Source organism: Solibacillus sp. FSL K6-1523 (genome assembly GCF_038005225.1).
In the GTDB taxonomy this organism is placed as follows: Bacteria; Bacillota; Bacilli; order Bacillales_A; family Planococcaceae; genus Solibacillus.
In genome coordinates, this window is the sequence record NZ_JBBOSU010000001.1 from 1,342,683 (window position 1) to 1,365,699 (window position 23,017).

Below are 23,017 nucleotides of genomic sequence, written 5' to 3' on the forward strand. Positions count from 1 at the left end.
TTTTTTGAAGGAGGATTATATGAAGATTAAGTGGTCGGGTAGGTATGAAGGCTATTCGATAGGGCATTTGAAGAAGGATTTGCTATCAGGTATTATTGTTGGAATTATTGCCGTTCCACTTGCCATGTCTTTTGCGATTGCTTCGGGAGTGAATCCAGAATACGGAATTTATACAGCGATTATTGCAGGGATACTTATTTCACTATTAGGAGGCTCTAAATATCAAATTGGCGGGCCAACAGGTGCGTTTGTGCCTGTGTTGCTTGGAATCGTTCTCGTTTACGGCTATGAAAATCTATTAATTGCGGGCTTAATGGCGGGGATTATGCTCGTTTTGATGGGGGTTTTTAAGCTAGGTACACTCATCAAATTTATTCCTCGCCCAGTTACGGTAGGGTTTACCGCTGGAATAGCAGTCATTATTTTTACAGGGCAAGTCGCGAATTTTTTAGGACTTTCGAATATGCAACAGCATGAAAAGTTTCATTTAAACATTTTAGAAATTGCAACCCATCTTACAACGTTGAATATGTATAGCGTGCTCGTTGCAATAATTAGTTTAGTCTTAATTTTATTGACCCCACGTCTATTACCAAAAGTTCCGGGGGCGTTAGTAGGAATTGTCCTCTCATCGATAATTGCGATATTGTTTTTACAAGATCAGGTGGCAACAATAGGTTCGACATATGGTACGATTCCAAATACATTACCACACTTTCGAATTCCAGAAATCACGTGGGAACGTATTTATTTACTACTTGGCCCAGCATTTGTCATTGCGATGCTAGGAGGGATCGAATCGTTATTGTCGGCAGTTGTTGCGGATGGTATGACAGGAGATAAGCATCATAGTAATCGAGAGTTAATTGGGCAAGGGGTTGCCAATATTGTGACGCCATTTTTCGGTGGAATTCCGGCTACAGGTGCCATTGCAAGGACAGCTACTAATATTAAAACAGGGGCTGCTTCACCGATGTCAGGTATTATTCATGGTGTTTTTGTATTATTAACGCTACTCGTATTAGCGCCATTAGCTGTGCATATCCCACTTGCAAGTTTGGCGCCAGTACTGATGATTGTCGCATGGAATATGAGTGAACGTCACCATTTTTTACATATTTTAAAGCAAAAATCGGGTGATTCACTTGTTTTGCTTATTACGTTTTTATTAACGGTTTTTATGAGCTTAACATTTGCTGTACAAGTTGGTTTAATACTCGCTGTCGTTCTTTTTGCGAAACGTATGAGTGAAATGCTTATTGTGACGAAAGTTTTACCGGATTTAAATATAAATGAAGGCAAGCTACAAGCCGATATTGTTTCACAAACACATGATTGCCCGCAAATTAGTGTGTATACAATAGAAGGACCTCTATTTTTTGGTGCTGCCCAAACATTTGAGCAAGCGATTATGAATACCGTTCAATCTAAGCCGAGCGTATTAATTTTAAGGATGGAGAAAGTTCCGTTTATTGACTCAACGGGCGAGGCATATTTCCGAAATATTGTTCGGCATTTTAAAGCGCATGGAGGGCAAGTGTTTATTTGTGAGGTTCAACCAAGCTTAAAAGAGATGCTGGAACGAAATGGGTTGCTTCATAAAATCGGGGAGCAATATTTTTATCAACATACAGGAGAAGCGATTTCTGCAGCGCTTCAATGTATTGAGCCAAACCATTGAATCGGTTGTGAGCATTGCGCATTTTAAGAGTGCAAAAAAGATTACAGGAACCCATTTTGAAAATCAAAGAAGTTGTTGAAGTAATTGGATAAACTACTGAAAGTCTCGAACAATGTTTCGAGGCTTTTTCTATGCTAAAAAATGTATAAAATCACTGAAATATTCCTATACTACTAGCAGTTGTCGCACAGACACTACTTTTAGCGAATTTATTCTAGTTTTGTCAGTCGTAAAGGAAACTAGAAAGAAATAGAGAATTTGCGAACAAGAAGGAGGGCGATACTGTGAAATTTAATATGACACTTCATCCAAATCAAGTTCTTGTCATTAAATTATATGGAGAGCTTGATCATCATCAAACAGAAAAGGTGCGCGCACAAATTTCCAAGGCGATTTTACAAGGGAATGTGAAGTTGCTTATTTGGAATTTAGAGCAATTGCACTTTATGGATAGTTCAGGTATTGGACTCGTGTTGGGGAGGATACGTGAGCTACGAGCGGTAGATGGGCAAACAGTCATTTTAAATCCATCTGAAACGATGCAAAAAATATTTCAATTTTCAGGGTTAGGTGGCTTAATTATGGAGGGCTCAGAGCAAGAGGTAATTTTACAGGCAAGGGGGATTGTCAATGGATAACCAAATGACACTAACGTTTATAGCACGCAGCGAAAATGAAGGACTTGCACGAGTTGCCGTGACAAGTTTTATTGCGCAATTAGACCCAACAATTGAAGAATTGTCCGAATGCAAAACAATTGTCTCAGAAGCTGTTTCAAATGCGATAATTCATGGCTACGCAAATAATCCAGATGGCATCATCACGATTCATGCGATTCGTGATGGGTCAGCAATTAGTGTTGTGATTAAAGATGAAGGATGTGGTATTGAGGACATTGAACAAGCGAGGGAACCACTGTACACGACAAAGCCAGAAATTGAACGCTCAGGAATGGGCTTTACAATTATGGAAAGTTTCTCAGATTTTTTGCAAGTTGAATCGAATGTCGGTGTTGGAACCGTCATTACGTTTACGAAACAAATATCTTCAGCACGCACACTTGTTACGTAACGAAATAGGGGGATGAGTAACATCGAACAGTCATCTGAAACGTTATTAACGCAAGAACAAATGAGAAAACTCATTGCTAGTTCGCAAGCCGGTGATAAAGAAGCACGAAAAACGATGATTGAAGGGAATACACGACTTGTTTGGTCGATTGTTCAACGATTTTCATCAAGGGGTGTTGAATTAGAGGACTTGTTTCAAATCGGGTGCATCGGCTTAATGAAATCGGTTGATAAATTTGATTTATCCTATGAGGTGAAATTTTCAACGTATGCAGTTCCGATGATTATCGGTGAAATTCAACGATTTTTAAGGGACGATGGCATGGTGAAAGTGAGTCGATCGATTCGAGAGCTCAATTTTAAAATTCGCCATGCAACGGATGAATATTTAAAAACAAATGAAAAACCGCCTTCGATTGGGGAGCTTGCACAAATTTTAAATGTGACACATGATGAAATTTTAATGGCCGCCGATGCGATGCGTGACCCGACAAGCCTTCATGAACAGTTATTTGAAAATGATGGGGATTCCATTACATTAATGGATCAGATGAAGGACGATAAATCGGAACTACCTTTTGACTATATCCCGCTAAAAGAGTTACTCAAAAAGCTAGGGAAACGAGAACAAGCCATTATTTACTTCCGCTATTATTTGGATTTAACCCAAACAGAAATTGCGGAACGACTCGGAATATCCCAAGTACAAGTATCGCGTCTTGAAAAGAAAATACTCGCACAGCTAAAAACTTGGATGGATTTAACAACGACTTCAAAGACGGTGAATAAATAAATGACGAAAACTAATCAATTGTTTAAAACACTAGAGCAAGCAAAGGCACACTTTGAAAAAACATTTGATTCAGAAAATACGTTTGATGTTTGTATAAAAGAAATAAAGATAAGAAATTTACCAACGCTTACGGTTTATGTTAGTGGATTAGTCAATGGTGATACATTGACAGAGCTTTTGGCTAGTTTACAATGGCAAGAAGAAGAGGATATTGACGATGAAGTTGCTTATTTCCATGCTCATTTCAATTACTATGGCAATGAAGAAGTAACTTCGCTTGATGACTTTTTACTAGGTGTTCTTAGTGGGAGAATAGGATTCGTTACGCTGAATGGCTTTTGCTTTTTATCTGAATTTAGGCAATATCCTGGCCGTAACCCGGAAGAGCCTGATAATGAAAAGGTCATTCGAGGCGCGCGTGATGGTTTTGCAGAAAACATCATTCAAAACGCCGCACTTATTCGTAGGCGGATACGAAGTGAAAAGTTACGATTCCAACTACACCATCTCACAACGTATGGGCAAACCGATGTCTCGATTACGTATATGGAAAATTTGGTAAATGACAGTCATTTAAAATGGATTGTTGAGCGTTTACATCAAATTGAACATGACGGATTAACAATGGGAGAAAAGTCATTAGAGGAATGGATTTTTAAACAAAAATTCCACCCCTTGCCTTTCGTTCGTTATTCTGAGAGACCCGATATTGTCGCAGCGCACTTATTGGAGGGACATATTGCGATTATTGTGGATACGTCACCATCTGTTATGCTCATACCAGTGACGGTGTTCCATTTATTGCAACATGCTGAAGAATATCGCCAAGCACCAGTAATTGGTTCGATGATGCGAATATTAAGATATATCGCTGTATTATTTAGCTTTCTTTTACTACCGATATGGTATTTATTAGTAACAAATGACCAATTACTCCCCGAAAAGTTAGCCTTTATAGGGGTGAAAGAAGCGAGTCATATACCGCTGTTTTTACAACTGATTGTCGCGGATATAGGGATTGAATATTTGCGGATTGCAGCGATTCATACACCGACACCACTATCGACCGCGATGGGTTTAATTGCCGGTATCATCATTGGGCAAATCGCAATTGATGTTGGCTTATTCTCAAGTGAAGTTGTGTTATATACAGCAATCACCGCCATCTTTACTTTTGCCATTCCCAATTATGAGCTTAGTATTTCGGTTAAAGTTTTCCGAATCATATTATTATCTATTACCGCATTGTTTGGATTGAATGGTTTCTTTATCGGTATTTTCCTGATATTCAGTTATTTATGTTCATTAAAACCGATGAATGTGCCGTATTTATGGCCGCTCGTTCCATTTTTCCCAAAAGCCTTTGCGCGCGTCATTATTCGATTCCCTATGTCTGATGATGCACTCAGACCGTATGTTGTCGGTGCAAAACAGCGAAAACGTTCATGAATCGACATTGCATGACTTTCTCTCCTATGTTAAAGTTCTCATATAATATTTTGTGACTTTTAAGAAAATTAGTACACCTGTGCTAAAGTTAGGGGAGAAAGCTATGCATTTTTACGGAACACAGAGCATCAACGAACAAGGGCATTTAACAATTGGTGGTGTCGATACGACCGAGTTGGCGAAACAGTACGGAACGCCGTTATTCGTATACGACATCGCTTTAATTCGTAAACGCGCACGAGGTTTTATTCAAACATTTGAAAAATTAGGTGTGACAGCCCAAGTTGCCTATGCATCGAAAGCTTTTTCTTGTATTGCGATGTACCAATTAGCAGAGCAAGAAAATTTATCGCTTGATGTTGTATCAGGTGGTGAGCTTTACACAGCAATCCAAGCAGATTTCCCAGCAGAGCGCATTCATTTTCATGGTAATAATAAATCATTGGCAGAATTAGAGTTTGCATTTGAAACGGGTGTTGGCTGTATTGTCATTGATAATTTCTATGAGATTGCGTTAGTGAAAAAAATTGCGCATGCACGACAACAGAAGATGAATGTTTTACTACGTGTAACACCAGGTGTGGAAGCACATACACATGATTTTATTACAACGGGTCAAGCAGATTCAAAATTTGGTTTTGATTTAAATAACGGTCAAACGGATGAAGCGTTCGAACAAGTAGTACAAGATGAATACATCCAATTACTTGGATTGCATTGTCATATTGGCTCGCAAATATTTGAAACAGATGGTTTTAGCCTTGCTGCTGGAAAAGTGATGCAAAAAATGGGTGCATGGAAAGCATCTCATAACTTTGAAGCAACTGTTTTGAATTTGGGCGGTGGATTTGGCATTCGTTATACAGGTGAGGATACGCCACTTGAACCACACGAATATGTGGAAGAAATGATCAAAACTGTACAAGCTGAAAGTAGGAAGCTGAAGTTAGCGATGCCGGAGATTTGGATTGAACCTGGTCGCTCTTTAGTAGGAGATGCAGGAACATCACTTTATACGATTGGCTCACAAAAGACAGTACCTAATGTTCGTGAATATATTGCTGTAGATGGCGGAATGAGCGATAATATCCGTCCTGCTCTGTATGATGCGAAATATGAAGCAATTATTGCAAATAAAGCGCAAGAAGCGAAAACTTGTACATACACGGTCGCAGGGAAACTATGTGAATCTGGTGATAAATTGATTATTGATGCTCCATTACAACAGGCACAAGCAGGTGATATTTTAGCTATGTTCTGTACGGGCGCATACGGGTATTCAATGGCATCCAATTATAATCGTGTTCCAAGGCCAGCTGTTGTCTTTGTAGAAGATGGCGAACATCAATTAGCGATTAAACGAGAGCGTTATGAAGATATTGTTATAAATGATCTCTCGTTAACATTGAAAAAGGGTGAGTAATCTATGAAACTTTCAAGGCAGGCAAAGTGGGGCATTGGTTTATTAATGGGTGTTATTACTTGGTCATTACTGTTCATTTACGTGATCAGTCCGTTATTTTACATGTTTTCAACGAAGTAAAGTGCCGTCTATTTGAGCATTGGAAAATTGTGTTATTGCATTTCTGATTCACTTTTGATAGGATTTGCAATGGTAGAATTGAGGGAATGTGAAATGTTAGTACGATATAAAAAAGCACTTGAAAAAATTGCAATGGGCTTAATTTCATTAATGCCGCAGGAAAAAGAAATTAAGCGCTTAATGGAAACCATTCAACATTATGAACAAGATGAAAATTGGGTTTTGTATTTATGGAAAAAGGATGACGAATATGTGGGGACAGTGGGGCTTGTAGAGCAAGATGCCATTGCTACAATCCAACATATTACCGTAATTCCTTCATATCGTGGGGAAGGTGTAGCAATGGAAATGTTACAGGAACTACGAGAACTTGGATATGAAACAATTCAAGCAAATGAAGAGACAGAGCCGTTTATCCAAAAATGCATACCTATTTTAAAAGAAGCCGACTAATGTTGGCTTCTTTTTTTTGCTTCACGTGCAGCGAGAATATCTGAACGGTCTCGAAGCATATGCTTATTCATAATAAACTGTGTCGAAAGTGGAGGAAGCGAAGTTATTTTTTGTGATACGAGAAGTTGTAATCCATCATTGACAATCGGGAGTTTAAACGCAACAAAATGCTGCGCTTCCTGGATAAGCTGTAAACTGTTGTGCATTTGCTCTAGTAGGTCAGACATATTAAGATATTCATAAAAGTGCGAAGGATCATTTTTTTCGAAAATCGTCATTGCTTTTTGCAAAATTCGGCTTGCACCTACGAAATTACCTCGTCGCCAATGATACAAACCTGTTGCGAGTTGTACATAGCCAACAAGAGGATGCTGTTTTTCGCCAGGGGCAATTTCTTTCCAATATTCTTCTAACACCTCGTGGCATTCAAAATAGTCTTCATTGCCATTAAAATAGCTACAATAATCGACAAACAACGGATGAAACAAAGGATGCATTGTTCTCACCTTTCCTCTATACTATTAAGATGTAATAAGTATTCATAACATAAATGGATGCATATTATGATAAATTTCGACTAGAAATGACAGGTGGTTTCGTAATATGTCCTACGAAGTAAAACTAGATGCCTTTTCAGGGCCACTAGATTTATTATTGCATTTAATTCATCGTTTGGAAATTGATATTTATGATATTCCAATGGCCGAGCTAACGGAACAATATATTGATCATATCCATGCGATGCAAACATTAGAACTAAATGAAGCAAGTGAATATTTAGTCATGGCAGCAACACTTCTTGCGATTAAAAGCAGGATGTTAATTCCGATACATGAAGGGGAAATAGATGATCCTGAAATTGATTTAGATGATCCAGACCCTCGTGACGAGTTAGTCATGCGCTTAATAGAATATAAGAAATATAAAGAAGCCGCTGTTCAATTGCAAGAATTAGAAAGTGAGAGAGGCCAAGTATTTACAAAAGCGCCCGCAGACCTTTCTGAATATATGCCTGATGAGCAACTTGCGTTATTTGATAAAAATGTAAATGTTTATGATATGTTGAGTGCTTTTCAAAAGCTAATGCGCCGCAAACAATTAAAAAAGCCATTAGCAACGCGTGTAGCAAGACAAGAGATATCTGTAAAAGAACAAATGCGTGCGGTTATAAATGTGCTAAAAAATAATGGGGGAAAAGTGATGTTTTCGGAGCTTTTCACTTATGAAGATAAATCAATGCTTGTGTTAACATTTTTAACGTTACTAGAATTAATGAAACGCCAAGTCATTTTTGTTGAACAACAAAAAAACTTCGATGATTTATCGGTTTTGTTACAAAAGGAGGAAATTGGCGATGAACTCGAACAAATTACTGAGCCAAATTGAGGCGTTATTATTCGTAGCTGGTGATGAAGGAATGACCGTAAAACAGCTTGCTCAATATATAGAAGTAGAACAAATGGATATTGAAGCGGGTCTTAGTGAGCTTCTTTCGCAATATAATGAAGGAGAGGCACGCGGTATTACTTTGAAACAACTTGCGGGTACTTATCAAATTACAACGAAACCTGAAGTTGCCGATACGTTGAAAAAATTGATTGAAAATCCGACCAATCAAGTATTAACAAGCGCCTCTTTAGAAGTATTAGCAATCATTGCCTACAAACAGCCAATGACGCGCGCGGAAGTGGAAGATTTACGTGGGGTGAAGAGTGAGCGTCCAATTGCTACGTTAGCAGCACGTGCGCTTGTTCAAGAGGTAGGTCGAGCAGAAGGGACAGGTCGTGCCATTTTATATGGGACAACGAAGGAATTTTTAAATTATTTTGGTTTGAAAAACATTAATGAGCTGCCACCCTTACCGGAGCATATTGAGCAAGATGATGAGCAGCCGACAGATTTATTTTTAACGAAATTCCAAGAAACATTTACCCAATGAGAAAAGCGTAAGCGCCCTCGTTCAGCCCCGACAAGCACTGGAAGTACCGAATCAAAAGCATTCTTCCAGCTTTTGACCGAGGGATTGTAAGTGACCTCGAGGGGCTAGGGTGCTGGAGCTAGACACTGTTCCAGCTTGAAAAAAGTTATACTTTATCTATAAATAAAGGAGTGGCTCGTTGAAAAAATGGTTTGTGGTCGTAATTTTAGCAAGTTTTTTATTGTTCAATCATGGGACCGTGAGTGCGCAAGGAAGTAGCTATGCGGTCATTGATGCAGAAAATGGACGTGTATTACTCGGTTCAAATGTGGATGAAAGGCTACCGATTGCGAGTTTGACAAAAATTTGGACTGCCATTGTCGTCATTGAAAATAGTGAGCTGGATGAACAGGTTATTATCTCAAGAGAAGCGGACTATGTAGAAGGTTCCTCCATATATGTGGAAGAAGGAAAAAGCTACTCCGTGGAATATTTATTGTACGGCTTAATGATGCAATCAGGGAATGATGCAGCAACGGCACTTGCGGAACATGTAGGTGGATCGGTAGAAGGTTTCGCCAAATTAATGAACGAAAAAGCAAACTATTATGGCCTCACACAAACGTATTTTACAAATCCAACAGGTTTACACCACCCAGATCACTTATCCTCTGCAAAGGATACGGCAAAAATGTTGCAAATTGCGATGAAAAATGAAACGTTCAAAAAAATTGCTTCTACGACACAATATAATGAGGGTGCACATTGGAGAAATAAACATCGCCTTTTGCATTTAAAAAATGGCGCAGTTGCAGGGAAAACGGGTTTTACGAAGGTCGCTGGTCGTACGCTCGCAACGTATTATGAGCGGGGGGAAAAAAAGTTCGTTGTTGTGACATTGAACAGTTCGAATGATTGGAATGTTCATCAAGGGTTAGCGGATGAAATTGACCGAACGTATAAATTAGAAACAGTTGCAGATGATGGGAATTATAAAAAAAGTGGAGTGACCATTTTTTTAGAGGACCCAATCAAAATGCTCCTAAAAAAAGGTGAAAAGAAGCAAATTCGGCATATCGTCTATCTTTCACGGCACAGTCAGTCTAAGCGAGCAGTGTGGCATGTGTTTTTGAATGATGAAATGGTTTTTGCAAAACTCGCCGAAAGAAAATGAGGCGGTCTTAATCTAAAGGCCGTCTTTTTTTGTGTGGTTACTCCATTCTAGCGTTTCGATTAAATGAAAAGAAAAGTAATTTCTCTTTTCTAATGAAGCAAAATGTGACATAATTTTCAACAGTTAATATAGTTAACACAGTTATGCTTTATCGAATGCAGTGAATGTATACGATCAAGGCAACTGATCAATCAATGAGGTGAACTTATGGAAAGATTACAAAAAGTGATTGCCTATGCAGGTGTCGCATCAAGACGAAAAGCAGAGCAATTAATTGTCGAAGGTAAAGTAAAAGTAAACGGAAAAGTCATTCGTGAATTAGGAACAAAAGTTTCAAGTTCAGATACAATTGAAGTAGAAGGCGTAAAGCTTGAAAAAGAAGATAAAGTGTATTTCTTACTGTACAAACCACGTGCTTATATTTCTGCTGTAACAGACGATAAAGGGCGTAAAACAGTAACGGATATTTTCAAGAAGCATGTTCATCAACGAATTTTCCCAGTTGGCCGATTAGATTATGATACAACAGGTCTTCTTTTATTGACGAATGATGGTGAGTTTTCAAACTTAATGACACACCCAAAATTCAAAATAGATAAAACGTATATTGCGCGTGTAAAAGGGGTTCCGACGAAGCAAGGTTTAATGAAGTTACAAGGTGGTATTAAATTAGAGGACGGTAAAACGGCACCAGCAAAAGTAAGTATGACGAGTTTCGATGAGTCAGCTGGAAAAGCTATTTGTGAAATTACGATTCATGAAGGACGCAATCGCCAAGTGCGCCGCATGTTTGAAGCAATTGGTACACCGGTTGTAAAGCTAAAACGCGAACGCTTTGCCTTTTTAGATTTAGCTGGTTTAACTCCTGGAGAGTACCGAGAATTATCGAAGCATGAAGTAAAACAATTACGCGTTCTTGCTGAAACAGGCAAAATAGATTAACTCAAGTAAATATTAGATTAACAACAAGTAAATAGTGGTAACGTTCATAAATCATTCATATTTGATGAAACTCGTTACTACTATTTATTTGCTATAATAGGTGATAGTGGAAATGCTTCTAGAAGGAGGTTTTTTTGTTGGATAAGAAAAAAAGACGTTCTATCACCCGAGGGATTATTTTAGCTGTACTTGCAGTAGCGATTGGTTACACCGTTTATGCAGCATGGACAAAAGACAAAATTGAAATTGTAAATGTAGGTTCAAAAGCGCCTGATTTTGAGGTAATCGATTTAAATGGTGAAAGACATCGATTAGAGGATTATAAAGGGGAAGGCGTACTATTAAATTTTTGGGGAACTTGGTGTGCACCATGTGAGCGTGAATTCCCTGCTATGACAAGGCAATATGAAACGTACAAAGATTTAGGGGTACAAATTATTGCGGTAAACTTTGCACAATCAGACTTTGAAGTACGAAAATATGTTGATAATATGGGGATGAATTTCCCAGTTGCTATTGATAAAACGAAAAGTGTTTTTACAGCCTATAATATTGATCCACTTCCAACCTCTATTTTTATTAAGCCAGACGGGACAGTAGATCGCATTATCACGGGCGAAATGAGTGAATCTCAGATCGTATCATATTTAGAATCGATAAAGCCGGAATAGGAGTTTTTACGTGATGAATAAATTACTATGTGAATGCGGCCATGAAAATCCAGAAGGCACAAAGCTCTGTCAAAAATGTGGACGTCCTTTATCAGCAGAGGAAAAAGACAATAAAATAGCAGACATGCGCTATGAAGGAACAGCCATTCGTTCGAAAACGTATAATAAGTCGATTATTGATAAAGTTTGGAATTTTTTCTCGAGTGTAAAAGTCGGGATTACACTAATTATTATTAATTTAGTTGTAGCATCCATCGGTACTATTTTACCGCAGGAGTTTTATGTAAGCGTTGCAACAGATGCAGAAAAAGAAGCTTATTATTCAGATGTGTATGGATGGTTCGGTGAGGTTTACTATGCACTAGGATTATCGGATGTTTATTCGTCCATTTGGTTCCAAATACTTGTATTGATGTTAGGTGTTTCGATTATTATAGCAAGTATAGACCGTGGTTTTCCATTACATAAGTCGTTAAAAAATCAACGTGTAAAGCGCCATGCAAGCTTTATGAAGCGCCAACGCGTCATTGCAGAAGGGCAGCCTGCTGAAAAGGGTGATGAAACACTAGCATTAGTAGAACAGAAATTAAAAGAACTCAACTACAATGTGCGCCGTGAAGATCAATCAATATTAGCGGAACGTGGTCGTTTCTCTCGTTATGGTCCGTATGTGAACCATGTCGGCTTAATTGTATTTATTATGGGGGTTATGCTCCACTTAATACCAGGCTTTTATGTGGATGATTCAATGTGGTTACGTGAAGGCGAAACACGCGCGATTCCAGGGATGGAAGGTTATTTCTTAAAGAACGATAAATTTATATTAGAAACACATGATAATGTTCCACAAGGCGAACAGTTGAAGCAAGGTGTCAATGTTGTCGCAAAAAACTTCCAAACGAATGCGACGCTGTATAAGCAAAAGGAAGATGCGGTTGCTGGGCAAGCAGATGATTTGGAAAAAATTAAAGATTACGAAATTCGAGTTAATCATCCTTTAAAATATGAAGGGTATGCATTCTATCAAATGGATTACCGATTAAATGAATTAAAGAGTATGATATTTGATTTAACGCATAAAGAAACGGAACAATCACTTGGGCAATTAACGGTTGATTTAACAAATCCGGAAGAAGAATATGAGTTAAATGACGGTGCAAAAGTGAAATTACTCGCTTATTATCCTGATTTTGCAGGATTTAAAGATGGCGTGCCGCAAACAGCGACAGCATCACCAAATAATCCGGCTTTCATTTTCAAAATGTTTACACCTGAAAAGCCTGATGGGGAAACGAGTTTTGTTGCTATTCAACAAACGTTAGAACCGAATGGCGAAAATATTTATAAAATGAAATTTGCCAATGTAGAAACGAGAAACATGACTGGTTTAACAATACGTTATGACCGCACGTTGCCAGTTTTATTCATTGGTGGCATTATCTTTATGATTGGTGTTGTCATGGGTTCTTATTGGAATCACCGCCGTATATGGATTGAACAGTCGGCAGATGGCACGGTTCACTTAGCAGCGCATACGAATAAAAACTGGTTCAGTATGAAGAAAGATTTAGACAAACTTACGGATGCTGCCTATTTACCACGATACGTGGATCAACAAGAATCTAAACTAGATGAGCAACAAGAACTGGAAGACAAGCAAGAAACAGAGAAGGAAGGTAAAACTTTATGAGTTTAATCGATATTAGTGGTAACTTACTATACGTTGCATTCTTCTGTTATTTAATTGGTACATTTCTTTTTAGTGGTGCTATTAAAGAAAAAAAAGATACTACTGCAAGTCGTGCAGAAAAGTTTGGTAAAGTTGCGATTATCATTACGATTATCGGCTTTATTTCACATGTAGCTTACTTTATTACACGTTGGATTCACACAGGACATGCACCAGTAAGTAATATGTTTGAGTTTACAACGGCTTTTGGTATGTTCATAGTCTTGTCATTTATTGTGATTTATTACATGTACAAAGTTGCGGCATTAGGAGTGGTAGCGTTACCGATTGCTTTACTTATCATTGCCTATGCTGCGATGTTTCCGACAGAAGTTAGTCCACTTGTACCGTCATTACAAAGTCACTGGTTAACAATTCATGTTATTACCGCCGCACTTGGTCAATCGATTTTAGCGATTAGTTCGGCTGCTGGTTTAGTATACTTAATGAAAAATGTAAATACAAAAGTACTTTCATTTGAAAGTATTATGTTTGAAATAGTTATGTATTTCGGTGTACTTGTACTTGGTTTCGTTGTCGCAACATTGACGTTTAGTGCGGTGAATTATGAAGCGAAATTCGAATACGTCGATACATTAGAGAATGTCAATCAAATGACGTATACGATGCCGGCTATTTTTGGGATGAATGAATATAAAGAACTGTCAGAGGACAAAATGACACCAATCATGGAAATGCCTGCATTAATCGATGCACGCAAATTAACAACGGTTGTTTGGTCTATCCTATTCGGTTCTGTGCTTTATTTATTAATTAGGCTCTTACTCCGACGTTCGGTTTCGTCAATGCTTCAGCCATTGGTGAAGCGCGTCAATTCTGAATTAATGGATGAAATTGCGTATCGATCTGTATTAATCGGCTTCCCGGTATTCACGTTAGGCGCTTTAATATTCGCGATGATTTGGGCGCAAGTCGCATGGAGTCGCTTCTGGGGCTGGGATCCAAAAGAAGTCTGGGCATTAATTACATGGTTATACTATGCAGCATTTTTACATTTACGCCTATCAAAAGGTTGGGAAGGTAAAAAAACGGCATGGTTAACATTAGTCGGTTTCTTAATCATTATGTTTAACTTAATTGTCGTGAATCTAGTAATCGCTGGTTTACATTCATATGCGTAAATGGTAACTTGCTTCAGCGGGTGTTCAAACCCGGCTGAAGCAAGTTATGCTCCCGGCGGATGTCACAGATTTTTAAAGGAGTTTTTCGAGAGGGTTCGAAAAAAATCTGGACGCAATTACGCCGAGGCGTAATTGATCGAAATGACATGATAGAAGAGAAGTTCCTCCTAACTTGGTAGAACTTCTCTTTTCAATTGTGGTTCTAAAAGGTACAATAGAGAAGAGAAATAGAGATTTGAAAGGGGCAACACCAGTGTCTGAAAATATTTCTGTATTAATTGTAGATGACGAGGACCGCATTCGTCGCTTATTAAAAATGTATTTAGAGCGTGAAGGCTACTCTGTAGATGAAGCTGAAAATGGTGAACAAGCGATTGAAATGGCATTTGAAAAGGATTATCACTGTATTTTATTAGATATTATGATGCCTGAAAAAGATGGTTTAGAAGTTTGTGCAGAAATACGTGAAAAGAAAACAACACCAATTATTTTATTAACGGCAAAAGGTGAAGAAGCGAACCGTGTACAAGGCTTTGAATTAGGCGCGGATGATTATATTGTGAAGCCATTTAGCCCACGTGAAGTTGTATTACGTGTGAAAGCGATTTTACGTCGCTCAGCAGTCTTTTCGCCAGTAGCGAACACCTCTACGTCAAAGGATTTAGTTGTGTTCCCACACTTAACAATTGACCATGATGCACACCGCGTAACAGCAGATGGAACTGAAGTAAATTTAACGCCGAAAGAATATGAATTATTATATTTCTTAGCAAAATCGCCGGATAAAGTGTTTGACCGTGAGCAATTATTAAAAGAAGTATGGCATTATGATTTCTTCGGTGACCTACGTACGGTTGATACACATGTAAAGCGCTTACGTGAAAAATTAAACCGAGTTTCTGAAAATGCTGCCAAAATGATTGTAACAGTTTGGGGCGTCGGTTATAAATTTGAGATCGTTAATGAATAGAATATGGAATAGTATTGTCGGGAAGCTATGGGTAACCATTTTGCTTCTCGTTTCATTTGTCCTTTTTATATTCACGATTTTTATGCTCGAGTTTCTAAGTAATTATCATAAAGAACAGTCGGAGGAGTCTTTACGTCAAACAGCTGCTGCGATTGCTAGTATCGTTGATGATGAAGATTTGGATGATAGGAAGCTATCCGTTATTTCAGAGTTAATGACGAATACAACAAGTGTGTTAGTTGCCCAAAATCCAAATGATGTTATTTATGCCAAACAAGAAGGCGTCAACCAACAGCAAATCCAGCAAGAAATTATTTCTAGTAAAGCATTTAAGGAAGTTTATAAAATTACGGAGCCGATTGTAAAGGAATTGATCCTTCCTTCTAATACAGAAGAAGATAAAAAGAGTTCCTATATGGTTCTTGGATTTCCGTTAAAAGGAAATGGGGAGCTTCACGGGGCAATTTTTATTTATAAAAATCCCGATGCGGTAGATCAAGCGAGCAAAAATACGACGACCATTGTTTTTTTAGCAGCAGCCATTGCCTTTATATTAACGACAATATTTGCTTTTTTCCTGTCCTCTCGAATTACGTATCCATTAAGAAAAATGCGTGAACATGCATTTGAACTTTCTAAAGGACGTTTTGATTCAAAACTTGATACGAAACAAAATGATGAAATTGGGCAGCTTGCAGTTGCTTTTAATCAAATGGGGCGACAATTAAAGCATCATTTAGAAGTAATCAATCAAGAAAAAGAACAATTATCGAGCATATTAACTTCGATGACAGATGCGGTTATTACATTTAATCGGGATCAAACGATTTTAGTAAGCAATCCACCAGCGGAACGTTTATTACAAAAATGGTTCGTGACTATTGGATTAAATAGTGCACGCCCAATACCTGAAGAACTTTATCATATGTTGGATCACGTTTTAAACTTTGAAGACGAATTGGATGAAGAATTAGAGCTTGGAAAATCATATTACAGCATTACATTCAGCCCATTATATAGTGGAAATGCAATTCGCGGTGCAGTAGCAGTCATTCGTGATAAAACCGAGGAGACGAAATTAGAGAAGTTAAAATCAGATTTCATCGCCAATGTATCACATGAATTACGCACGCCAATTGCGATGCTACAAGGCTATTCGGAAGCGATCATTGATGGGGTTGTGACATCTGAGGAAGAGCAACAAGAGATGATTCGTGTCATTTATGATGAATCACAAAGGATGGGACGTTTAGTGACAGATTTACTCGATTTAGCACGCATGGAATCAGGGCATATGACCTTGTACAAGGAAATGGTGCCATTAGTATCTGTTATTGAACGTATGACGCATAAATTTGGACAAGTAGCAAAAGAACATCAAGTCCGTTTACAGTTTGAATCAGAATTTACACCTGATAGTACAATTCGGATTGATGAAGACCGCATTGAACAAGTTTTAACAAACTTAATTGATAATGCGATTCGACATACTTCTGAAAATGGTTCTGTTACTGTGTCTATTTTAAGGGAGAAGACGTTCGCGAAGATTCAAGTGAGTGATACGGGGCAAGGCATACCTCAAGAGGATCTACCGTATGTATTTGAACGTTTCTACAAAGCAGATAAAGCGAGAACACGCTCAAAAGGTGGCACGGGTCTAGGGTTAGCCATTACACGTAATATTATCGAGGCGCATAAAGGAAGTATTACAGTCGAGAGTGGCGAACAGCAAGGTACGACATTTACATTTTATTTACCACTACCTGAATGAATCGACGACAAGAATTAATCAAATGCAAAAGGTGTGGCTATTATTTTATAGCACACCTTTTTGACAATGGATTAACTTACCATGCAACTTTTTGCGTTTAAAAACGACAAATTAGTAGAACGGAGGTGGAATGGGTGCAAGAGTCCATTTTCCATCGGTTATATGATACTTATCATCAAGATGTTTTTAACTTTTTAACATACTTAGTTAAAAATCGTACGATTGCGGAGGATCTTTCTCATGAAGTATACGTGCGAGTCCTCAAATCGTACGAACGTTTTGAAGGGAAAAGCAGTGAAAAGACTTGGCTATTTTCAATCGCGAAAAATGTCGCCATTGATTATTTCCGTAAAAAACAAATTCGAGATCGTCATTCTTTTACAACCTTTGATTGGGAAAACGAGCAACTAGTTTCTCCTATGTCTACGCCAGAGCAATTTACGGAATTAAGCGACCAAATGCGCCAACTCCTAGAAGCGTTAGAGGCATGTACAGGAGATCAAAAAATGGTGATCATTATGCGCTATATGCAGGAACTAACGATTCAGGAAACAGCGGAAGTATTAGGTTGGACTGAAGGGAAAGTAAAAACGACACAACATAGAGCATTAAAAAAGCTGCGGGAAATTTTACAAAAATTAGACGGAGAGGGGGCAAATGCATGAAGAAAAGGGAGTTTTGGGATGAAAATCAAATCGAGAAGTTACTAGAAAAAGCACCGAAAATTACAGATGAACGATCAAAAGATGAAGTATTGCAACGACTAAAGGAAAGTGCCGTCTTTGATTCTCATACGGAAAAACAACCTATCAAAATGAAGAAAAAGATGAGCTGGAAGCCTTTAATTGCATCGATTGCCTCACTTTTTGTTCTTGTTTTTATTGCTTCTACTTTTATGGGGAATGCACCTGAAATATCGCTGCCATCGGATACAGAGGATGCGCAATTGGAAGATACGTCATCACATGAGCCAGCCACAACGAGAATGATGGAAAGTCATTCAGTGGATATGGAGAATGATACGCTATCACCAAAAATGGCTGCAACACCGATTCAAACAGTAGTTAATGAGCAGCAATTACAAGGATTCACATTATTTACGATTGGGTTAGCAGGCGATGATGCAGAAAGTGTACCCGTTAGTTTTTTAATTCCCAATGAAATTGTGGAGCGTCAATTAGGTACAAAAACGCCGACAAAATTACAGCTGTATCAGGAGTTTGCGCCATTCATTGAGGAACAATCATTGGGCTTTAAAGAATATCATCCCATTAAAGGAAGCTTTACAGAAAAGGGTGATGATTTAGTGCATCAGTTACCAGATGACCATACGTATGATATTGGCTCTGCAGCACTATCGAATTATGTAGGAGCTTTAATTGATACATTTGGTGAGAGTTATAACCGAGTACTGTTAACCAATGCAGAAGGAACACAAATGACGCTTAATCACATGGGAGAAATAAATAATCCGATCGAATTAACAGGGAAAATGACACATTATAATTATTTTAGTTATCAAATGCGAGATGGTTCAACTTATTTAAGTCCGAATTTTCGAATGAGTTTTAGCAATGTGAAAGATGCTTTATTAAATATGACGACAGAAGCCAATGATATTTTTCATACGGCAATTTTGCCCGATGTTTCCTTTCAAGTAAAAGTAAAGAAAAACATAGTAATTGTTACTTTTGATGAGTTATTGGATTTAGAAAATTATGATTCTACTCAAGCAATGCGCATGATCGAAGGAATTCTTTTAACGGCAGCTAGCTTTAATAAAGAAGTAAAATTCGAACAAATCAAGCAGCAAGATTGGGGCGGCTTTCATTTTTCAAAACCGTTGCCTAAACCAGTTGCAGCAAATTTAGTTGTCTACGATTTTAGTGCAATTGAATAGTTCAAAAGAGAATTGTAAGCAGATGGCTTTACAATTCTTTTTTTTATCCTATAATGAAGGTGTAACATAATTAAATATTGATTCATCTTCGGGGCAGGGTGTAATTCCCGACCGGCGGTAATATAAAGTTGTAGCCTCTGACCATTTATTTGGAGGACGCTACATTCAACTTTTCGAGCCCGCGAGCCACTTTTTTGTGTGCAGGATTTGGTGCGATTCCAAAGCCGACAGTATAGTCTGGATGGGAGAAGATGGAGGTACGGTCGTTATTTCATGAAAATACCGTGTTTTTTGTAACCACAATTTTTGTTTTTCTAGTAAGAAGAAAAGCTCTATTTCCTATACAAAGAAATAGGATGGGGTTATGTTTTTGAAAAACATGGGGTAGACCTTTATTTAAGTGTGCCTATTCTCCCTTATGCTTCTTTATATGCATAAGGGTTTTTTCATGGAATGATTTTGATTCGTCCTTTCTTCTTGCAAGAGTGAATCAGCAATGAGGAGAGATATTTTATGCGTAAGAAAAATTTAAAGTTACGTTCATTCGTAACAATTGGTATGTTGAGTAGTATTTCGTTTATTTTGATGTTACTTAACTTTCCATTACCGTGGTTCCCAGTATTTTTGCAAATTGATTTTAGTGATATCCCTGCGTTAATTGCAGCAATTACAATGGGACCGGTTGCAGGTATTTTAGTAGAGTTAATTAAAAACGTATTAGATTGGATTTTTACTGGCGCACCAGAAGGGATTCCGGTGGGGCATATGGCCAACTTTGCAACAGGTATTTCGTTTGTGATCCCAGCGTATTATATTTATAAAAAATTCCCAACAGTAAAAGGGCTTATTGGCGGATTAGTAATTGGTACATTTACTATGTCATTTGGAATGGCGGTATTAAATTACTTCGCGTTTTTACCAATGTATACGTATTTATTAGGAATGCCAGAATTTAATATGTACGAAACGATTATTTTAGGTATTTTACCGTTTAATATAGTAAAAGGGATTATTCTAGTAGTCATTGCGACGATGATTTATCGTACGATGCGTGTATGGATTGAAAATCAGCGCGCGCAGTTTTTAGCGTAATACCAGAGAAGTCAGCATGCCATTAACAGGGTGCTGACTTTTATTTTTTCTATAAATTTAAATTAATGATTGAAATCAAGTGACGAGACTGGTATCATATTGTACATTGTTGTGAAAAATCAATTTATTTCGAGAATGGCAACTATTAAACTAACATCATAGGAGAGACTTAAATGGATAAAAAAGTACCCTTTTCAACGTATGCTGTCATTGGGACGATGTTATTTGGCATGTTTTTTGGTGCAGGTAACCTAATTTTCCCGATTCAAATGGGACAGCTTGCAGGCACAAATTATTGGCCAGCGCTTATTGGATTTTTAATAACGGCGATCGGATTACCCTTTTTAGGAATATTGGCAATTGGACTTTCGGGAAGTAATGGTTTAAAGGATTTGGCAAGTCGTGTGCATCCTGTTTTTGGCGTATTATTCGCACTTGCACTGTATTTAACAATTGGTCCGTTTTTTGCGATCCCACGTACGGCAACGGTTCCGTTTGTTGTCGGGTTTGAGCCGTTTATTGCACCAGATCAAATTAAATTATGGCTAGCTGTTTTTAGCTTTGTCTTTTTTGCGATTGTATTTTACTTTTCATTAAATCCAGCAAAAGTAATGGATTACATAGGGAAATATTTAACACCTGCTTTTTTAGTGTTTTTATTTATACTTATTGCGATTAGTATTTTCTCTCCGATGGGCAGTTTTTTCAGTCCAGCAGGTAGTTACGTGAATGAAGCGTTTATGACTGGTTTCAAAGAGGGCTATAATACGATGGATGCCCTTGCTTCGTTAGCATTTGGGATTATCGTTATTAATGCCATTAAGCGCGCAGGAATTACGGATAAAAAAGAAATCGCCAAAGCGACTTGGAAATCAGGAATTTTTGCGATGGCATTAATGATGCTAATTTACGGGTTAATTACGTATATGGGGGCATCAAGTGTCGGAATGGTCGGGACATTTGATAATGGCGGTCAAATATTTGCGGCTGTTGCAGAACATTACTTCGGTGCATATGGTGCCATTTTATTGGCAATCATTATCGTGTTAGCTTGTTTAAAAACGAGTATTGGGCTCATTACAGCGTGTAGTGAGTTTTTCCATGAAGTGTTCCCGAAAATTAGCTATAAATCATTTGTTGTTGCATTATGTTTAGTATCATTTACAATTGCGAACTTCGGTTTGACGAATATTATTACGTTTGCAGTTCCTGTTTTAATGTTCTTATATCCTTTAGCAATTGTTCTAATTATACTTGGACTTGCTTCAACATACTTTAAAAATAAGCAATCGGTATACGCAGGTGCAATTATTTTGACAATCTTTATTAGTACGATTGACGGTTATAATGCATTGATTACGAATGTACCAGCATTTGAAGTGAATTTTTTAACAGCGATTTCTAATTTTTATGCGGATATATTGCCATTCTATTCAATCGGACTTGGCTGGATTGTGCCGGCAATAATTGGCGTACTCATTGGATTAATCATCCCTAAAAAAAGCATAATAAACTAAATGAAACCTTAATTGGTCGGCGTTCTATTGCAATTGATGGCCATTATAAGATAAATAAAAAAATGACATTACGACTCGTTCGTGGTGTCATTTTTCTGTTTTTCGCAAAAAAATTAATAAACGTATATTTTTTTCAAAAAAATATATATTTATCGTTTTCAAATAGATGAAAAATAAGGAATAATAGTAGAGAAAGATGTATCGTTATGGATCTTCAAACTGTGGATGTTCTAATACACAGGGATTGAAACAAATACAAGGAAATGTATTTGCTATTTAAGTTAAAAGGAGAGGTGTTTGAATGCCAAAGCAACACATTAGTAAAAAGAGTAAGGCGCTCAATCTGACTCGCCGCATTGTTATGATTGCAATTGGTGCAATTATGACGGCCTATGCATTAGAAGCTATATTAATTCCGAATGCAGTAATTGATGGTGGAGTAACGGGTGTAAGTATTATGGGGAATTATTTATTTGGGATTCCACTTGGTATGTTACTATTCGTACTAAACATTCCATTTGTTTATTTAGGTTACAAGCAAGTCGGGAAAACATTTGCCATATTAACGATGGTAGGAATAGCTTTACTTTCGATATCGACAAGTTTATTACATGGAATTAAGCCGATTTTAAGTTCTAATGATCCGCTGTTAATTGTATTATCAGGTGGAGTCATGCTAGGCGTCGGTATTGGGATTGTACTACGTAATGGTGGAGCGCTAGATGGTTCAGAAGTGTTAGCGGTACTAATTTCACGGAATGTACCATTTTCTGTAGGGGATATTATATTATTTATTAATGCCTTTATTTTCACAGGTGCAGGCTTTATTTACGGTTTAGAAGGTGCTTTATATTCAGCAACGACTTATTATATTGCTAAAGTAGTTATCGACGTCGTGCAAGTCGGTTTAGAGAAGTCGAAATCTGTTAAAGTGGTTAGTAAATATTCAGAAGAAATTGGTTTGACCATTCAAGACCGTTTAGGACGCGGCGTTACATATTCGGAGGGACGCGGTGGATTTTCGAATGAAGTGATGGATATTGTGACGTGTGTTATTACAAGAATGGAAGAAAATAAAATTATTACAATTATTAAAGAAGTTGATCCAAATGCGTTTGTTGTTATTACAGATGTAGCAGAAGTACGTGGCGGCAACTTTAAAAAGCGCAACATCCACTAAAGAAGTTACTTAATCAATATGT

At 37.7% G+C, this 23,017-nt stretch carries 22 protein-coding genes and 1 riboswitch; of the genes, 21 read left to right on the plus strand and 1 reads right to left on the minus strand.

From position 1 onward, the window contains the following. Positions 1 to 19: 19 nt before the first annotated feature. The 7 genes from MHI10_RS06195 (at position 20) to MHI10_RS06225 (ending at position 6,989) form a co-directional block, all read left to right on the plus strand. The gene (locus MHI10_RS06195; protein WP_340783892.1) at positions 20 to 1,681 is read left to right on the plus strand and encodes a SulP family inorganic anion transporter; all 1,662 of its coding nucleotides are present in this window, start codon (positions 20 to 22) and stop codon (positions 1,679 to 1,681) included. Positions 1,682 to 1,965: 284 nt separating this feature from the next. Beyond that, positions 1,966 to 2,319 (plus strand): STAS domain-containing protein, encoded by a 354-nt coding sequence (locus tag MHI10_RS06200; protein WP_340783893.1) that lies wholly within the window; start codon positions 1,966 to 1,968, stop codon positions 2,317 to 2,319. Continuing rightward, positions 2,312 to 2,752: an anti-sigma F factor gene (spoIIAB, locus tag MHI10_RS06205; protein WP_340783894.1), complete on the plus strand. Its 441-nt coding sequence runs from the start codon at positions 2,312 to 2,314 to the stop codon at positions 2,750 to 2,752. The genes MHI10_RS06200 and spoIIAB overlap by 8 nt, the downstream gene beginning before the upstream one ends. Before the next feature lie 12 nt (positions 2,753 to 2,764). Next, on the plus strand, positions 2,765 to 3,544 hold the full coding sequence (locus tag MHI10_RS06210; protein WP_340783896.1) for a SigF/SigG family RNA polymerase sporulation sigma factor: 780 nt from the start codon (positions 2,765 to 2,767) through the stop codon (positions 3,542 to 3,544). After that, positions 3,545 to 4,993: a spore germination protein gene (locus MHI10_RS06215; protein ID WP_340783897.1), complete on the plus strand. Its 1,449-nt coding sequence runs from the start codon at positions 3,545 to 3,547 to the stop codon at positions 4,991 to 4,993. A gap of 103 nt (positions 4,994 to 5,096) precedes the next feature. Beyond that, positions 5,097 to 6,416: a diaminopimelate decarboxylase gene (gene lysA / locus MHI10_RS06220; RefSeq protein ID WP_340783898.1), complete on the plus strand. Its 1,320-nt coding sequence runs from the start codon at positions 5,097 to 5,099 to the stop codon at positions 6,414 to 6,416. 213 nt (positions 6,417 to 6,629) lie between these two features. Beyond that, a complete protein-coding gene (locus MHI10_RS06225) occupies positions 6,630 to 6,989 on the plus strand; it encodes a GNAT family N-acetyltransferase (protein WP_340783899.1) in 360 nt (119 codons plus the stop codon). Here the strand turns inward: MHI10_RS06225 and MHI10_RS06230 are convergent. After that, positions 6,986 to 7,486, minus strand: coding sequence for a DUF309 domain-containing protein (locus MHI10_RS06230; protein ID WP_340783900.1), 501 nt, complete (start codon positions 7,484 to 7,486; stop codon positions 6,986 to 6,988). The two genes, MHI10_RS06225 and MHI10_RS06230, sit on opposite strands and share 4 nt — an antisense overlap. A gap of 106 nt (positions 7,487 to 7,592) precedes the next feature. On the opposite strand from MHI10_RS06230, the gene MHI10_RS06235 reads away from it, so the two are divergent. The 14 genes from MHI10_RS06235 to MHI10_RS06300 all read left to right on the plus strand — a co-directional run bounded on the left by MHI10_RS06235 (position 7,593) and on the right by MHI10_RS06300 (position 22,995). Continuing rightward, the gene (locus tag MHI10_RS06235; protein WP_340783901.1) at positions 7,593 to 8,375 is read left to right on the plus strand and encodes a segregation/condensation protein A; all 783 of its coding nucleotides are present in this window, start codon (positions 7,593 to 7,595) and stop codon (positions 8,373 to 8,375) included. Continuing rightward, positions 8,344 to 8,928 carry an SMC-Scp complex subunit ScpB gene (gene scpB, locus MHI10_RS06240; protein WP_340783903.1) on the plus strand — a complete coding sequence of 195 codons (585 nt, stop codon included), beginning with the start codon at positions 8,344 to 8,346 and terminating at the stop codon, positions 8,926 to 8,928. The genes MHI10_RS06235 and scpB overlap by 32 nt, the downstream gene beginning before the upstream one ends. 178 nt (positions 8,929 to 9,106) lie before the next feature. Further along, positions 9,107 to 10,081 carry a D-alanyl-D-alanine carboxypeptidase family protein gene (locus MHI10_RS06245; RefSeq protein WP_340783904.1) on the plus strand — a complete coding sequence of 325 codons (975 nt, stop codon included), beginning with the start codon at positions 9,107 to 9,109 and terminating at the stop codon, positions 10,079 to 10,081. A 207-nt stretch (positions 10,082 to 10,288) separates the two neighbouring features. Beyond that, the gene (locus tag MHI10_RS06250) at positions 10,289 to 11,023 is read left to right on the plus strand and encodes a pseudouridine synthase (protein WP_340783908.1); all 735 of its coding nucleotides are present in this window, start codon (positions 10,289 to 10,291) and stop codon (positions 11,021 to 11,023) included. Positions 11,024 to 11,160: 137 nt separating this feature from the next. Next, positions 11,161 to 11,694: a thiol-disulfide oxidoreductase ResA gene (gene resA, locus MHI10_RS06255; RefSeq protein WP_340783910.1), complete on the plus strand. Its 534-nt coding sequence runs from the start codon at positions 11,161 to 11,163 to the stop codon at positions 11,692 to 11,694. A 13-nt stretch (positions 11,695 to 11,707) separates the two neighbouring features. Beyond that, entirely contained in the window at positions 11,708 to 13,384 is a 1,677-nt protein-coding gene (locus tag MHI10_RS06260) for a cytochrome c biogenesis protein ResB (protein ID WP_340783912.1), read from the plus strand. Then, positions 13,381 to 14,565: a c-type cytochrome biogenesis protein CcsB gene (gene ccsB / locus MHI10_RS06265; protein ID WP_340783914.1), complete on the plus strand. Its 1,185-nt coding sequence runs from the start codon at positions 13,381 to 13,383 to the stop codon at positions 14,563 to 14,565. Before MHI10_RS06260 ends, ccsB begins: the two co-directional genes overlap by 4 nt. A 253-nt stretch (positions 14,566 to 14,818) precedes the next feature. Continuing rightward, positions 14,819 to 15,535 (plus strand): response regulator transcription factor, encoded by a 717-nt coding sequence (locus MHI10_RS06270; protein WP_340783915.1) that lies wholly within the window; start codon positions 14,819 to 14,821, stop codon positions 15,533 to 15,535. Beyond that, entirely contained in the window at positions 15,528 to 17,306 is a 1,779-nt protein-coding gene (locus tag MHI10_RS06275) for an ATP-binding protein (protein WP_340783917.1), read from the plus strand. The genes MHI10_RS06270 and MHI10_RS06275 overlap by 8 nt, the downstream gene beginning before the upstream one ends. 134 nt (positions 17,307 to 17,440) lie before the next feature. Next, complete coding sequence (locus tag MHI10_RS06280) at positions 17,441 to 17,971, plus strand: RNA polymerase sigma factor SigX (protein WP_340783918.1); 531 nt, start codon at positions 17,441 to 17,443, stop codon at positions 17,969 to 17,971. Next, on the plus strand, positions 17,968 to 19,206 hold the full coding sequence (locus tag MHI10_RS06285) for a hypothetical protein (protein ID WP_340783920.1): 1,239 nt from the start codon (positions 17,968 to 17,970) through the stop codon (positions 19,204 to 19,206). Before MHI10_RS06280 ends, MHI10_RS06285 begins: the two co-directional genes overlap by 4 nt. A gap of 80 nt (positions 19,207 to 19,286) precedes the next feature. Further along, positions 19,287 to 19,463: riboswitch (FMN riboswitch) on the plus strand. 256 nt (positions 19,464 to 19,719) lie between these two features. Beyond that, positions 19,720 to 20,298, plus strand: a complete 579-nt coding sequence (locus tag MHI10_RS06290; protein ID WP_340783922.1) for an ECF transporter S component — start codon at positions 19,720 to 19,722, stop codon at positions 20,296 to 20,298. A 173-nt stretch (positions 20,299 to 20,471) separates the two neighbouring features. Further along, on the plus strand, positions 20,472 to 21,815 hold the full coding sequence (gene brnQ, locus MHI10_RS06295) for a branched-chain amino acid transport system II carrier protein (protein WP_340783924.1): 1,344 nt from the start codon (positions 20,472 to 20,474) through the stop codon (positions 21,813 to 21,815). A 301-nt stretch (positions 21,816 to 22,116) separates the two neighbouring features. Then, positions 22,117 to 22,995 carry a YitT family protein gene (locus MHI10_RS06300; protein ID WP_340783925.1) on the plus strand — a complete coding sequence of 293 codons (879 nt, stop codon included), beginning with the start codon at positions 22,117 to 22,119 and terminating at the stop codon, positions 22,993 to 22,995. Positions 22,996 to 23,017 lie beyond the last annotated feature (22 nt).

Bases quoted from the DNA above. Each gene is read 5' to 3' on its own strand.
- MHI10_RS06195 (WP_340783892.1), top strand. From the start codon at position 20: ATGAAGATTAAGTGGTCGGGTAGGTATGAAGGCTATTCGATAGGGCAT.
- spoIIAB (WP_340783894.1), top strand. From the start codon at position 2,312: ATGGATAACCAAATGACACTAACGTTTATAGCACGCAGCGAAAATGAA.
- MHI10_RS06210 (WP_340783896.1), top strand. From the start codon at position 2,765: ATGAGTAACATCGAACAGTCATCTGAAACGTTATTAACGCAAGAACAA.
- MHI10_RS06215 (WP_340783897.1), top strand. From the start codon at position 3,545: ATGACGAAAACTAATCAATTGTTTAAAACACTAGAGCAAGCAAAGGCA.
- lysA (WP_340783898.1), top strand. From the start codon at position 5,097: ATGCATTTTTACGGAACACAGAGCATCAACGAACAAGGGCATTTAACA.
- MHI10_RS06225 (WP_340783899.1), top strand. From the start codon at position 6,630: ATGTTAGTACGATATAAAAAAGCACTTGAAAAAATTGCAATGGGCTTA.
- MHI10_RS06230 (WP_340783900.1), bottom strand. From the start codon at position 7,486: ATGCATCCTTTGTTTCATCCGTTGTTTGTCGATTATTGTAGCTATTTT.
- MHI10_RS06235 (WP_340783901.1), top strand. From the start codon at position 7,593: ATGTCCTACGAAGTAAAACTAGATGCCTTTTCAGGGCCACTAGATTTA.
- scpB (WP_340783903.1), top strand. From the start codon at position 8,344: ATGAACTCGAACAAATTACTGAGCCAAATTGAGGCGTTATTATTCGTA.
- MHI10_RS06250 (WP_340783908.1), top strand. From the start codon at position 10,289: ATGGAAAGATTACAAAAAGTGATTGCCTATGCAGGTGTCGCATCAAGA.
- MHI10_RS06260 (WP_340783912.1), top strand. From the start codon at position 11,708: ATGAATAAATTACTATGTGAATGCGGCCATGAAAATCCAGAAGGCACA.
- ccsB (WP_340783914.1), top strand. From the start codon at position 13,381: ATGAGTTTAATCGATATTAGTGGTAACTTACTATACGTTGCATTCTTC.
- MHI10_RS06275 (WP_340783917.1), top strand. From the start codon at position 15,528: ATGAATAGAATATGGAATAGTATTGTCGGGAAGCTATGGGTAACCATT.
- MHI10_RS06285 (WP_340783920.1), top strand. From the start codon at position 17,968: ATGAAGAAAAGGGAGTTTTGGGATGAAAATCAAATCGAGAAGTTACTA.
- MHI10_RS06290 (WP_340783922.1), top strand. From the start codon at position 19,720: ATGCGTAAGAAAAATTTAAAGTTACGTTCATTCGTAACAATTGGTATG.
- brnQ (WP_340783924.1), top strand. From the start codon at position 20,472: ATGGATAAAAAAGTACCCTTTTCAACGTATGCTGTCATTGGGACGATG.
- MHI10_RS06300 (WP_340783925.1), top strand. From the start codon at position 22,117: ATGCCAAAGCAACACATTAGTAAAAAGAGTAAGGCGCTCAATCTGACT.